Source organism: Comamonas sp. CAH-2, from assembly GCF_009668305.1.
In the GTDB taxonomy this organism is placed as follows: domain Bacteria; phylum Pseudomonadota; class Gammaproteobacteria; order Burkholderiales; family Burkholderiaceae_C; genus Comamonas; species Comamonas aquatica.
The window spans coordinates 1-14,180 of sequence record NZ_VSWF01000053.1 but is presented as its reverse complement, the minus strand read 5'-3'; the positions used below and the strand labels follow the sequence as shown (position 1 = coordinate 14,180).

11 protein-coding genes are annotated in these 14,180 nt (G+C 58.0%); 9 read left to right on the top strand and 2 right to left on the bottom strand.

The window, feature by feature from the left end; translation table 11 throughout:
* Window positions 1–89 precede the first annotated feature (89 nt).
* Window positions 90–1,685, bottom strand: coding sequence for a methyl-accepting chemotaxis protein (locus FYM52_RS19135; RefSeq protein WP_154165031.1), 1,596 nt, complete (start codon window positions 1,683–1,685; stop codon window positions 90–92).
* A 14-nt stretch (window positions 1,686–1,699) separates the two neighbouring features.
* A complete protein-coding gene (locus tag FYM52_RS17625) occupies window positions 1,700–2,179 on the bottom strand; it encodes a chemotaxis protein CheW (protein WP_154165030.1) in 480 nt (159 codons plus the stop codon).
* A 515-nt stretch (window positions 2,180–2,694) separates the two neighbouring features.
* On the opposite strand from FYM52_RS17625, the gene FYM52_RS17620 reads away from it, so the two are divergent.
* The 9 genes from FYM52_RS17620 to FYM52_RS17580 all read left to right on the top strand — a co-directional run.
* Window positions 2,695–4,461 (top strand): amidohydrolase, encoded by a 1,767-nt coding sequence (locus tag FYM52_RS17620; protein WP_238826264.1) that lies wholly within the window; start codon window positions 2,695–2,697, stop codon window positions 4,459–4,461.
* A gap of 252 nt (window positions 4,462–4,713) precedes the next feature.
* The gene (locus FYM52_RS17615; RefSeq protein WP_045267902.1) at window positions 4,714–5,691 is read left to right on the top strand and encodes a tripartite tricarboxylate transporter substrate binding protein; all 978 of its coding nucleotides are present in this window, start codon (window positions 4,714–4,716) and stop codon (window positions 5,689–5,691) included.
* A 312-nt stretch (window positions 5,692–6,003) separates the two neighbouring features.
* Window positions 6,004–6,903, top strand: a complete 900-nt coding sequence (locus FYM52_RS17610) for an ABC transporter permease (RefSeq protein ID WP_238826263.1) — start codon at window positions 6,004–6,006, stop codon at window positions 6,901–6,903.
* A complete protein-coding gene (locus tag FYM52_RS17605; protein ID WP_154165028.1) occupies window positions 6,904–7,578 on the top strand; it encodes an ABC transporter ATP-binding protein in 675 nt (224 codons plus the stop codon).
* Window positions 7,575–8,699, top strand: coding sequence for a chain-length determining protein (locus FYM52_RS17600; protein WP_202981150.1), 1,125 nt, complete (start codon window positions 7,575–7,577; stop codon window positions 8,697–8,699). The genes FYM52_RS17605 and FYM52_RS17600 overlap by 4 nt, the downstream gene beginning before the upstream one ends.
* Window positions 8,700–9,215: 516 nt before the next feature.
* Window positions 9,216–10,745: a polysaccharide biosynthesis/export family protein gene (locus tag FYM52_RS17595; protein ID WP_370513869.1), complete on the top strand. Its 1,530-nt coding sequence runs from the start codon at window positions 9,216–9,218 to the stop codon at window positions 10,743–10,745.
* A gap of 17 nt (window positions 10,746–10,762) precedes the next feature.
* A complete protein-coding gene (gene wecB / locus FYM52_RS17590; RefSeq protein ID WP_154165026.1) occupies window positions 10,763–11,890 on the top strand; it encodes a non-hydrolyzing UDP-N-acetylglucosamine 2-epimerase in 1,128 nt (375 codons plus the stop codon).
* A 5-nt stretch (window positions 11,891–11,895) separates the two neighbouring features.
* Window positions 11,896–13,173 carry a UDP-N-acetyl-D-mannosamine dehydrogenase gene (wecC, locus tag FYM52_RS17585; protein WP_154165025.1) on the top strand — a complete coding sequence of 426 codons (1,278 nt, stop codon included), beginning with the start codon at window positions 11,896–11,898 and terminating at the stop codon, window positions 13,171–13,173.
* Between the two features lie 16 nt (window positions 13,174–13,189).
* Window positions 13,190–14,180 (top strand): bifunctional 2-polyprenyl-6-hydroxyphenol methylase/3-demethylubiquinol 3-O-methyltransferase UbiG (locus tag FYM52_RS17580; RefSeq protein WP_162524772.1); only part of this gene is annotated, 991 nt, incomplete at its 3' end.

Below are 14,180 nucleotides of genomic sequence, written 5' to 3'. Positions count from 1 at the left end.
TCAGGCGGCTGCAGTTTCCGCGTCCAGCGCGGGGTAGTCGTTGTAGCCGGTGGCGTCGGCGCTGTAGATGGTGCTGGCGTTCAGCGGATTCAGCGGCGCACCGGGGCGGCGGCAGTGCGGACCACGGCCAGCTGTGCCACGCTGGCGGCGTGCCCCAGCTTGAACACGGCGACGGCCTGGACCAGTTCCTGGGCCTGGCCGTGCAGGCTGGTGGCGGCGGCCGACATCTCTTCGACCAGGGCCGCGTTCTGCTGTGTGGCCTGGTCCATCTGCGTCACGGCTTCGCCGACCTGGGCAACGCCGGCGCTCTGCTCGGAGCTGGCCGCGCTGATCTCGCCCATGATGTCCGTGACGCGGCGGATGCTCTGCACCACCTCGTTCATGGTGGCGCCGGCCTGGTCGACCAGGCTGGTGCCTTGATCGACACGCTGCACGCTGGCCGTGATCAGGGCCTTGATTTCCTTGGCGGCTTCTGCCGAACGGCCGGCCAGGCTGCGCACCTCGGCCGCGACCACGGCAAAGCCGCGGCCCTGTTCGCCGGCGCGGGCAGCCTCGACCGCGGCGTTCAGCGCCAGGATGTTGGTCTGGAAAGCGATGCCGTCGATCACGCTGATGATGTCGGCAATCTTGGCGCTGGATTCGCTGATGCCCTTCATGGTGTCCACCACCTGGGCCACGACCTGACCGCCTTGCACCGCCACGTTGGAGGCGTTTTGCGCCAGCTGGTTGGCCTGGCGCGCGTTGTCGGCGTTCTGCTTGACGGTGGAGCCCAGCTCTTCCATCGACGCCGAGGTTTCTTCCAGCGCCGAGGCCTGGCTTTCGGTGCGTGCAGACAGGTCCTGGTTGCCCTGGGCAATCTCGGAGCTGGCCGTGGCGACGTTGTCCGAACCGTGGCGCACACTGCGCACCACTTGAGCCAGATTGCTCTGCATGTCACGCAGGGCGGTCAGCAACTGGCCGATTTCGTCGCCGCTGTGGATTTGCACGTCCTGGCTCAGGTCCCCGGCGCCGATGCGCTGGGCCACGGCGCGGGCCTGCTCCACACCGGCGGCGATGCCGCGCGACAGGCGCCAGCTGATGAAGGTGGCGATGGCCACGGTCAGCACCATCAGGATGGCGCCGAGGGTGTACAGCTGGGCGAACATGGCGTTGACTTCGGTCTCTGCCGCGGCCACCTGCTGGGCTTCGCCGTCGACCAGCTCCTGCGTGGCCTGGATGTAGGCTGTGGTCGTGGGGATGAACTTCAGTTGGACGAAATTCTGTACGGTCTGGCTGTCCGCGCTCAGCTTCATCTGGTTGATGTCGTTGCGCGTGCTGAGCCAGACCTTGCGCACTTCACCGACGTTCTGGGCGCGCTTTTGCGACTCTGGATCCAGCGCCTTTTCCAGGAAGGCTTTTTGCTTTTCATCGGTGGAACGCGAGGTGGCGGCCATGGATTCCTTGAAGAAATCCAGCATGGCATTGCCATCGGCATAGGCCACGGCCAGCGAGCGGGCGGAATTCTGGCGCACGTCGCCTTGCCAGGCGCTGGCGATCTTGAGCAGTTCGGCCGAGCGCTCCATGCGCGCCGTGGCCTGCGCCACTTTCTCCATGCGCCAGGTGGTAATGCCCGCCGTCACAAAGAAAATCAGAATGATCAGCGCAAAGCCGATATTCAGCTTGTGGGATATTTTGGTGTTTTTCATTGTTATGGTGTTTTTTAAACGGTCTGGGTGGCGCTGGCCAATTCACCGGTGTCCGCACCGGCAATGAATTGCTCAATATCCATCAGAATCAGCATGCGCGCCGCTTCGGCTTGCTCCAGCGTGGCAATGCCGATCAAATGCTGGGAGGCCAGGGTGCTGCTGAATTCGGGCGCGGGCTTGATGTCTTCGGCCTTCAGGGCCACCACATCCTGCACCGCGTCAACGACCAGACCGATGACGCGCTCGCCCACATTCAACACGATGGTCACGGTGTGGCTGTCGTAGTCCGCGCGATCCATGCGTAGCTTGATGCGCATATCCCAGATCGGCACGATGACGCCGCGGAGATTCAGAACCCCCAGGATGAAGGATGGGGCATTGGCGATGCGGGTCGGCGCTTCATAGCCACGGATTTCCTGGACCTTCAGGATATCGATGCCGTATTGCTCACCTCCGAGCTGAAAGCTCAGATATTCTCCAGCGTGCTGTCTCATAAGTGTGTGATTTCTGTTTGGGATAAACCAAAGCGCCAGGCTTCCTGGGAAGGCTGGCGCTTATGGCAATACGGCATAGCCCATCAGAAACCACAGCAACGGGCGTTGTGACGACCGTGCCGAATCCGCAATCACAACGATTGTTCGCCGCAATCCCGAACCGGCCTCCGACCGATATGGCGACTGCAGAGGCAGGGGCCTAACCGGGGGCTGTGTGACTCCTGCGTGTGCCGAAGTGTGCCATCACTGCAATTTTAGGGAGCTTCCCCCTGGGCTTGATTTAACCCTTTTTTACAGTCCGGCAATAAAAGATACAAGCCTTGCCGCTGAAGCCCTGTGCTAGCCGTGACAACGTGGCGCTGTTTTCAGTGCCAGCGCATTAGGGCCAGGGCTGCCGAGGTCTGCGCTGGGATTTGCGGCGCGCCTGTCGCCTGCGGCCAGCCCGGGCTGCTAGGCTGTGGGCCTGGCGATTGCCAGCCGTTCACACCACCAACATGCAGAGCAGGGAGTACACGATGGCGATGTTGCGCAGACAGTTTGCCGCCGCCTTGGCGGCGACCACCGGCCTGGGGGCCTTGGGCCTCACAGGGTGCAGCACGCTGGGCGTGCCCAGCGCTGCTATTCCGCCCGGAGGGGTGCAGCTGCTCTATTGGGGCGGTCCCATCCTGACCATGAACGATGCCCAGCCCCAGGTGGAAGCCGTGGCCGTGCACGCGGGCCGGATCGTGGCGCTGGGGCGCCGTGACGAGGTGGCCCGCTGGCAGGGCGCCGCCACGCAGGTGGTGGACTTGCAGGGGCGCACCCTGATCCCCGGCTTTGTGGATCCGCACAGCCACCTGGGTGGGGTGGGGCTGCAGGCGATTGCGGCCAATCTGCTGCCGCCGCCGGATGGGCCCAACACCGGCATAGCCCAGTTGCAGGACACGCTGCGCCAGTACATCGCCACCTCGCCCGACGCGCGCGAGTTGCAGATGGCATTCGGCTTTGGCTATGACGATTCTCAATTGGCGGAGCACCGGCACCCCACGCGCGACGAGCTGGATGCCGTGTCGACCCGCGTGCCGATTGTGGCCATCCACCAGTCCGGGCACTTTGCCGCGCTCAACAGCAAGGCCCTGGAGCGCGCGCGCATCACGGCCGACACGCCGGATCCGCAAGGCGGCATCATCCGCCGGCGTCCGGGCTCGCGCGAGCCCGATGGCGTGCTGGAGGAAAACGCCTACTTTGGCGCACTGCAGCACCTGATGCCCGCGCTGAGCGAGGCCCAGGCCATCCGCTGGCTGGAAAAATCCCAGGCGCTGTACCTGCAGTTCGGCTACACCACCGTGCAGGACGGCCGGGCCGACCCGGGGGGCGTGGCCACGGCCGTGGCGGCGGCCCAGCAGGGCAAGTTCAAGGTCGACGTGGTCTCCTACCCGGACATCCTCACCCTGGGCGAGGGCCGCTTCATGCAGGGGCCGTATTACAGCCGCAGCTACCGCCAGCACTTCCGGATTGGCGGGGTGAAGCTGACGCTCGATGGCTCGCCCCAGGGCAAGACCGCCTGGCTGACCCAGCCCTATGTGCAGCCACCGGCCGGCCAGCCGCGCAGCTACGCCGGCTATGGGGTGATGAGCGACGCCCAGGCCACGGCGCAGATGGAGAAGGCCTTTGCCCACAACTGGCAGATCCTGGTGCATGCGAACGGCGACGCGGCCATCGACCAAATGATCCTGGCCGTGCAGGCGGCACGGGCCCGCTACGACGGGGCCCCGCCGATGCGCGACCGGCGACCAGTGCTGATCCACGGCCAGACCTTGCGCCACGATCAGGTGGCTGCGCTGCGCCGGCTGGGCATCTTCCCCTCGCTGTTTCCCATGCACACCTACTACTGGGGGGACTGGCACCGCAGCGAGGTGCTGGGGGAACCGCGCGCGCAGAATATCTCGCCCACCGGCTGGGTACTGGCCCAGGGCCTGCGCTTCACCTCGCACCACGACGCCCCGGTGGTGCTGCCGTCGTCCATCCGCGTGCTGGATGCCACCGTCAATCGCCGCACGCGCAGCGGCCAGGTGTTGGGGCCGGAGCACCGCGTGACGCCCTGGGTGGCGCTGCAGGCCATGACTTTGTGGGCCGCCTACCAGCACTTTGAAGAGGACCACAAGGGCTCGATCGAGCTGGGCAAGCTGGCGGACTTCGCTGTGCTGTCTGGCAACCCCCTGACCATGCCGCCCGGCCAGCTGAGCCAGCTCCAGGTGCTGCAGACCATCAAGGAAGGCGTGGTGGTGTACCAGGCGCCGTGAGTGTGCCGCGCCACTCGGGATGGTGCGGTGCACCTGGCAGGGCGGCGGCACGCCCGATCGTGCCGACAGACCTGCAAAGGCTGGGGTTAATGTGCTGAAATGTGAGCGCTTTGCGCTTGCTACATCAGCGCTAGAGCCGGTTTTTATGCTGCTCTTTTCGGCGCGCAAGGGTTTCCCTGGGGATGGGTGTGCAGGAGGGGCTTCTACACTCATTGTCGCTAAATGAACAACAGGGAGACAAAGACAATGAGCATTTCGCGCAGAACCTGCCTGCAGGCAGGGGTGTCCGCCGTGGCGGGCGCCTGGATGGCCGGTGCCCCCGCACTGGCCCAGTCCGGCAAAGCCTTTCCGACCCGCGCCATCAAACTGGTGGTGGCCTTCCCCGCAGGCGGTCCCACCGACCTGACCATGCGCCAGTTGGCGGAAAACGCCTCCAAGATCCTGGGCCAGCCCATCATCGTGGAAAACCGCCCCGGCGCAGCAGGCTCGCTGCCTGCGTCGCAACTGCAGTCCACGCCGGCCGACGGCTACACCATCGCCCAGCTGCCCATGAGCGTGATGCGCCTGCCGTTCACCACCGGCCTGAAATGGAACCCGGTGGACGACCTGAGCTACATCCTGAACGTGACCGGCTACGCCTTCTGCATGGTCGCCAGCACGCAGTCCGGACTCAAGAGCTGGCAGGACGTGGTGGCCTGGGCCAAGGCCAATCCCGGCAAGCTGACCATCGGTAACACCGGCACCTACACCTCGCCGCACATCACCTCGGCCATCATCGCCCAGCAGCTGGGTCTGGACGTGGTGCACGTGCCCTACAAGGGCTCGGCTGAGCTGATGCGCGCCACCATGGCGGGTGAAGTCATGGTGGGCGCCGACACCAGCGCCGTCATCCCGTATGTGGACCAGGGGCGCATGGTGGCCTTGAACGTCTGGACCGAAAAGCGCCTGCCTACACTGCCCAACACGCCCACGCTGCTTGAGCTCGGCCTGCCCACCACGCAGTACTCGCCGTTTGGCCTCGTCGGCCCCAAGGGCATGCCCGCCGATATCCAGACCCGCCTGCACGATGCCTTCAAGCAAGCGATGGAGATGGACAGCTACCAGGCCATGCTGCAGCGCTTTGAAATGCTGCCCATCTACATGAACAGCAAGGCCTACCGCCAGTTCGCCATCGAATCCACGGCCAAGGAAAAGGCGGTGCTGGCCAAGCTGGGCCCGCAGCCGACCTGATCTGCGCTGCCAGGTGCAACCTGATGCCCAGTGTTGTTGACAGCGAATGCCGCCTTTGAGGCGGCATTTTTATGCGCAACTGCATAGCATGCGCTCTACACGCCATCCATCCAAACCAAGCGCAGACAATCGATGATGCCCGCCTGTTTGCAGTCCGTTAACACATCCAGGTTTTGTGGATTTGCAATACATCAACGTAGCTGCTGTGCGGCGCATGTGGAAGTGAGTGCATGTGACTCATATAGATGAAGTGTAATAAATCGAACATTCCAATCAGTTTTTTATAGGCATGCTCACTTTTTGATTGCCTGCATGTTGGCGATTTGTGTGCCGATCATGGCGATAATGCCGCATGGAATCGATAGTCTGGCGGTTACAGCAGCGGTGGCCTCACATCCCTTGCCGAGGGAACCGATGATGCGCTTACCGGTATCTCAATGGAAACCTTGGCAATCAGCGCTTTCTGTCTGGAAAGCGCTGTTTTTGCGCGAGGCCATGGTGCGCATGTTTGGCTCCCGTGTGGCCTGGGTCTGGCTGGTGCTGGAGCCCGTGGCCAACGTGTTGTGGCTGATCCTGATTTTCACCGTCATCCGGGTGCGCCATGTGGGCGGGATTGAAACCCCCCTGTGGATTGCCAGCGGCATGCTGGTTTTCATGACATTCCGGCGCACCGTCTCCCAGGTACAGAACGGCGTGGATGCGAATAGTTCCCTCTTTGCCTACCGCCAAGTGCGGCCTGCGGATGTGGTGCTGGTGCGCTCCGTGGTTGAGGGCGTCACCATGCTGCTGATCAGCGCGACCGTTTTTGCTGTGGGCGCCATGATGGGCTGGATGTCCTGGCCAGCCAGTGGCTGGGATGTGTTGGAGGCATTTACCCTGGCATGGTTGTGCGCCCTGGGGCTGGGCATGATCTTTGGCGTCCTGGTCAAGCTCGTGCCAGAAACCGAACGCATCATCAACTTCATCATGATGCCGCTGATGATGATTTCTGGCGTCATCTTCCCCCTGTCCCTGGTGCAGCCTCCTTATCTGGACTGGCTGTTGCTCAATCCCATCGCGCACGCCATTGAAGCCTCTCGTGTGGGTTTCGCGCCGTTCTATCACTCTGTGGCAGGGCTGGATCTGGTGTATGCCTACCAGTGCGCGCTGGTGCTGCTGTTTCTGGGGCTGGCGTTGTTCAGGCGCTTCAATCAACGGTTGGTGATGCAGTAAATGATTGAGGTCATCGATATTCACAAACGCTATTACACCGACCATGGCATGGGACCGTGGGTGCTCCAAGGTGTCAACCTGCGCATTCCGAATGGCCTCAGCGTGGGCTTGGTGGGGGGCAATGGCGCCGGTAAATCCACCTTGTTGCGCATCATTGGCGGCGTCGACTATCCCTCTAAAGGTGAAGTACGCCGCCACTGCAAGGTGTCCTGGCCCATGGGTTTCGGCGGGGGGCTGCAGGGCAGTATGACCGGCCGGCAAAACACCAAGTTTGTCGCCCGCATCCATGGGATGGAGGACGATATTCCCCGCATCCTTGCCCAGGTGCAGGAGTTTGCCGAAATCGGTCCCGCCTTTGATGAGCCGATCAAAACCTACTCTTCGGGCATGAAATCGCGCCTGCAGTTTGGTTTGTCGCTGGCGTTTGATTTTGATGTCTATATTTCCGACGAAATCACCGCCGCTGGTGACCGGTCATTTCAGGCCAAGGCTGCCAAGGCGTTCAAAGACAAGGTCGGCAAGGCCAGCGTCATCATGGTCTCGCACAGTGAGGGGACACTCAAAGATTTTTGCCAGGCCGGTGTGTGGTTGCACCGCGGCCAAGCCCACTGGTTTGACCAGATTGACGACGCCTTGCGCGCTTACCACGACAGCACTTCCGTTTCCACTTCATGACCATCGCCTCTACTTTGCGCGGCCCTGTCCAGCAATGGCTGCGCCGCTCCCCCTTGCGTTCACTCACCGCCGTGGCGTGTGTCTGCACCGCCGTTTACTGGCTCGGTATCGCCTCCGACCGCTATGTGTCCGAGGCGCGCCTCATCATCCAAAGCACCAGCTTACACAGTGGCGCCAGCATTGACCTGGGTTCTCTGATATCTGGCAGTTCCGGGGGCAACCGCACCGATCAGCTCTTATTGCGCGAGCACCTGCGCTCGCCCGACATGGCCGAAAAACTCGACACCGCCTTGCACTTGCGTGAACACTTCGGGACGCAAGGCGACTGGTTCTCGCGCATGTGGCAAGGCACGGAGGCCAGCCGCGAAGATTTCTATGCCTATTACCTGCGACGTGTCCAGGTCGAATATGACGAGTTTGCCGGCGTGCTGGTCGTCAAGTCGCAAGCGTATGAGTCCGAGAAAGCACAGCAGATCTCGCAGATGCTGGTGCAAGAGGGCGAACGCTTCATGAACCGCATGGCCCATGCGATCGCCCAGGACCAGGTCACTTTCCTCGAAGGGCAGGTGCAGGCGCTGAACAGCAAAGTGCAGGCTTCGCGTCGCGCTTTGCTGGAGTTTCAGGAAAAAAAGGGAATGATCTCGCCCGAGGCCGCAGCCCAGGTGATTGCAGCCATCGTGGCCAACCTGCAGGGTCAAATGGTGGATTTGCAGGCGCAGCGTGCCGCCATGCAAGCCTATCTGGTGGCAGACCACCCGAATATCATTTTGCTGAACCAGCGCATCGACGCTCTGGAAAAGCAGATCGCACAGGAGCAGGCCAAGCTGGCAGCCCCAGGCGGCAAAACCCTGAACCGCACAGCCGAAGCCTTTGCGCAGTTGGAGCTGCAATCCAAGTTCGACCTGGACATGTACAAAACCGCACTGACGGCGCTGGAGCAGGGCCGCCTGGAGGCCACCCGCACGCTGAAGAAAGTCTCTGTCCTGCAGCAGCCCAACCTGCCGCAGGAAGCCAAAGAGCCGCGCCGCCTGTACACCACCAGCATCTGGGTGGCCACCATCATGCTGCTGGCCGGTTTGGCGCACCTGTTGCTTGCGATTGTGCGTGACCACAAGGATTGAAACTGCGTGCCCCGGCACCCTGGGGACGGCCCGCAAAGCTGTCTCCACAGGTTCCCACGGCAGTCAGTTTTAATGACTACTGATTTAATAGCTTGCAGCGCCATATCTGCAGGCACTTAACACTGATAGAACCGCAAAATGAAGACAAATCCGACGCTTGCAGCTCTGCATTTGGAAGCATTCAGTACCAGCCATCCCGTGCCCCGCAGCGCTCTGCGCCCTGGCACCATGGTCGTTTTGTTGGCACTGGCTGTGTTGCAGCCCATGGCCTGGGCGCAATACGACCTCAATACAGCCCTGGGGCTGGGCTCCTCCAACACCAGCAACAGCTCAACAACCGGTTCCAGCAGCGCTGCTTATCCCACACCCGCAGCCGTGCTGCCGCCCGTTGCCCCCAGTGGTACTTTTACAGCACCTGGCAGCAGCCTGTATCCAGCGCAATCGCAGAAGGCAGGTGGCACGGCTGCGGCGCCCATGCGCACTGCGCCTGCTTCACCTGGTTTGGCAGGTCTGCCTGTGCAGACACACGACCAGATCAACAACCAGGTCAGCGATGTGTTCGGCGCCCAATTGTTCACCGGTGCCTTCAGCCAACCCGGTGCCACGCAATTCAACCCCGATTACGCGATTGCAATTGGCGATCAGATCGAGGTGCGCCTGTGGGGCGCATTTGCATTTGAGCAAACGCTGACCGTGGATCCCCGTGGCAACATCTTTTTGCCACATGCTGGCCCCGTTCAGGTTCTGGGGGTGCGCAACCGCGAACTGGAAGCCACGGTGCAAGCCGCTGTGCGCCGCACCTTCCGCAACAACGTCAGCAGCTATGCCAGCCTGGCTGCGGCCCAGCCGGTGCGTGTGTTCGTGGGTGGCAACGTCAACCGCCCCGGCTTGTACAACGGCACCAGCATGGACAGCGTACTGCGTTACCTGGACATGGCCGGTGGTGTGGACCCTGAACGCGGCAGCTACTTGCAAGTGCAGGTCAAGCGCGGTCAGGCCGTCAAGGCCACTGTCAACCTGTACGACTTTCTGTTGCATGGCACCATGCCCATGGTGCAATTGGCCGATGGTGATGTCATCTTTGTGCCACCGCATGCCCAGCGTGTCAGCGTGAAGGGCTTGGTGGCCAATGCCAAGCGCTTTGAATTCCTGAGTGGACAGCAAACCGTTGCCCAGCTCATGCAAGTGGCCAAACCCCTGTCGATTGCCACCCACGTGCGTGTGGTGCGCAACACCGGCAGCGTGCGCAATGCGGAGTATTACCCTCTGAGCGAGGCCAACTCCGTGGTCCTGGCAGATGGGGATGAGCTGGAATTCACCGCCGACAAAAAGCCCGGCACCATCACTGTGCGCGTGGAGGGCGAGCACAACAGCGCCCAGGAATACGTGCTGCCTTATGGCACGCCGATGGGCACTTTGTTGGAGCAAATACAGCAAAGTGCCAATTCCGACATGCGCAGCGTGCAGCTGTTCCGCGAAAGCGTGAAGCTGCGTCAGAAGGAAATGTTGCTGACCAGCCTGCACAACCTGGAAATGAGCTTGCTGACGGCCCGCAGCGGCAGCAGCGATGAAGCCAAGCTGCGCAAGGACGAGGCCGATCTGACTTTGCAATGGGTGCAGCGAGCCAAACAGATTGAGCCTGTGGGTCAGGTGCAGATTGCCAAGGCCAGCCAACTCAGCAGCATGCTGCTGGAAAACGGTGACGTCATCCGCATTCCGCGCAAGGACGATCTGGTGCTGGTCAGTGGCGAAGTGCTGTTCCCCAACGCCGTGGCTTACGAAAGCAAGCTCAGCCTGGAGGAGTACATCCAGCGCGCCGGTGGCTTTACCCAGATGGCCGACAACGCACGCGTGGTGGTGGCCCGCCGCGATGGCTCCTTTGACCAGGTCAACCCCAAACGGCTGTTTTCCAATACCGATATTCAAGCGGGCGACCAGATTCTGGTTTTGCCTAAGGTGGATGAGAAAAAGCGCCAGTTCTGGAAAGATATGACGCAAATCATGTATCAGATCGCCGTCAGCGCGAAGGTGGTTTTTGGACTTTGAATACGTGGAATAATTTAATGAAAGTATTAACAGTTTTTGGGACTCGTCCAGAGGCCATAAAAATGGCACCATTGGTAAAAAAACTTGCAACTACGGAAGGGGTTGATTCCAAGGTCTGTGTCACAGCTCAGCATCGACAGATGCTAGATCAGGTTTTGGATTTATTTGAAATAAATCCTGATTATGACTTGAATATTATGAGGCCCGGTCAAAATCTTTCCGGCATTACCAGCGAAATCCTGAAAAATATTGAGCCTATTTTGAAAGAATATGAGCCGGATTTGGTTTTGGTTCATGGTGATACTTCTACTACATTTGCGGCTACATTGGCTGCCTATTACCAGCGAATCGCGGTTGGTCATGTGGAAGCAGGACTTCGTACGGGCGATATTTACTCGCCTTGGCCAGAGGAAGCTAATCGCAAATTAACAGGGGTGCTTGCCAATATTCATTTTGCGCCTACCCAGAATTCTCTGGAAAATCTTCTTTGTGAAAGCATTGATAAAGACACTGTACATATAACTGGCAATACGGTGATTGATGCATTGTTGTGGGTTCAAAAAAAACTGGAGACAGACAAGGATCTCAAGCAATCTCTGCGCGATCGCTTTCCCTATCTGCGTGATGAAGCACGTATGGTCCTCATCACCGGGCATCGTCGTGAGAATTTTGGCGATGGTTTTGAGCGCATTTGTGCTGCAATTCGTAGTTTGGCAATCGATTTTTCAGATGTAGATTTTGTTTACCCAGTTCATCTTAATCCAAACGTGCGCGAACCTGTAGGCCGCATTCTGCAAGGATTAGCCAATGTGCATTTGGTCGAGCCGCAGGATTATCTACCCTTCGTCTATCTGATGACGCGTTCCCACATTATTTTGACCGATTCAGGTGGAATTCAGGAGGAGGCTCCTTCGTTAGGTAAACCTGTTTTGGTGATGCGAGATACCACAGAGCGTCCAGAAGCTGTTGCTGCTGGGACAGTGAGATTGGTTGGTACAGATAGCAAAAAAATTATCGAGACCATAACCACCCTGCTCACCAATGAAATCGAATACAGCCGTATGAGTGTTGCCAACAACCCTTACGGCGATGGAAAAGCGTGCGAGCGCATAGTTAACATCATTAAAAATCACTCAGTAATATAATACATATGTCTAAACAAAAAAAAATTTCTACCGTTTCTGTTATTGGGTTGGGCTACATTGGTCTGCCGACGGCTGCCATGTTTGCTTCTAGGAAGGTCAAGGTTATTGGCGTAGATATCAATCAACATGCAGTTGAAACCATTAACCGTGGTGAAATTCATATCGTTGAACCCGATTTGGATATGGTTGTAAGCGCTGCCGTGAAGGAAGGTTACTTGCGCGCTGTCACCATGCCTGAACCTGCCGATGCTTTTTTGATTGCCGTGCCAACGCCATTCAAAGGAGATCATGAACCAGATTTGAGTTATGTGCGTGCAGCAGCGGAAGCGATTGCCCCCATTTTAGAAAAGGGGAATATTGTCATCCTCGAATCCACCTCGCCTGTTGGCACCACAGAAAAAATGGTGCAATGGATGGCTGCTGCCAGGCCAGACCTGCGTTTTCCGTCAGAAGATCGTGTCGATCAAGACATGGATGTTCATATTGCCTATTGCCCTGAGCGAGTATTGCCAGGACATGTAATCCGTGAACTGGTGGAAAACGACCGTATCATCGGTGGATTGACCACAGACTGCGCAAAAAGAGCGGCAGATGTTTACCGCGTGTTTGTGGAAGGGGAGCTCCTTTTTACCAATGCGCGTACAGCCGAGATGGCCAAACTCACCGAGAACGCATTCCGTGACGTCAATATTGCTTTTGCTAATGAACTTTCTCTCATCAGCGAAAAACTTGACATTAATGTGTGGGAGCTGATCAAGCTGGCCAATCACCATCCCCGTGTCAACATACTTCAGCCTGGCTGTGGCGTTGGGGGGCACTGTATCGCTGTTGATCCTTGGTTCATTGTTAATAAATCTCCTCTAGAGGCACAGTTGATTCGTACTGCCCGAGAAGTTAACGACCATAAGCCAGATTGGGTGTTGGATAAAGTTAATGAAGCTGTGGCAGCATTTGCTGCTACAGGCCGTGAAGAAGCTTCAATCACCGTAGCCTTGTTCGGTTTGGCATTCAAGCCGAATATTGATGATTTGCGCGAAAGCCCGGCGCTACAGATTGCGAAAAAATTTGCTGCACAGACACGTGCCACTCTTTTACTGGTGGAACCTAACATCGAAATCTTGCCAACCACAATCGCTACTCAACAGCTCGTTTCTGTTGATGATGCCATTTCGCAAGCCGATGTCGTTGTATTGCTTGTAAATCACCGTGAATTCTTTGATATTAAGTCGAAGCTGAATGCAGAAACGCGTGTAGTTGATGTTGTCGGCATTGATGCTGCTTAAGTCTAAGGAGCAGATTATGGATGCAGAAACTAAAATTTTCACGACTGCCATAAGTGAATCATCAATGCAACCACTTGCCGATATTCATGATCGAGTTATCGATGCCTACTACGGGAAGCTTGGGCAACAATTCATGCGTGAAACGCAACAACGGATTCACTGGATATGCAACCATGTTCATGGCCGAAGTGTTCTGGATATCGGGTGTAGCCAAGGTATTGTGCCTATTTTGTTGGCAAGAGAAGGTATTAAAGTTGTTGGTGTTGATACAAGCCCCCGAGCCATCGAAGAGGCAATCCAGCATTTGGCGAATGAGCCAGTTCATGTCAAAGACAAGGTTGAATTTATCAACGCTGATTTTCTGTCTTACGATTTTCAGAAGCTTGATATTCAAACGGTTGTCATCAGTGAAGTTCTTGAGCATTTGGTTAATCCACAATCATTTGTAGATGCTGCATCGAAATTGCTACCGAGTGACGGGCGACTAATTGTCACGGTGCCATTTGGTATTAACGATTTTATTGACCATAAACACACTTTCTATCTTTTTGAACCATTCAGACTCATCAATCAGCGCTTTGAAATCAAAGAAATAAAAGTATTGGGTAAATGGTTAGGTATTGTTGCCAGCCTAAGGAGTGTGGGCCAATCAAAGCCGGTCACGACGACATTGACAGAAGCGCAGATTGAACAACTGGAAGCTGCTTTTTTCCAGATTGAACGCAGCTTGCGTGATGATCTGGTCGCTACGCGAAAGAAGCTTGACGATGCCAATCAGAAATATCGTGTCGTTAGCGAGCAGGTCACCGCACACAAGCAACGTGTAGCGCAAGAAGAAGCTGCCCGTATTACTGCGGAAGGAAAGCTGCAGCAAAGTTCAGCACAAATCACGCAAACGCAAGGCCGCTTGGAAGAGGCGAACAAAAAGTACCGGGATGCGACCGAGCAGGTCAGCAGCTTGAAGCAGCGCGTGGTGCAGGAAGAGGCTGCCCGTGCGGAGAGTGTCA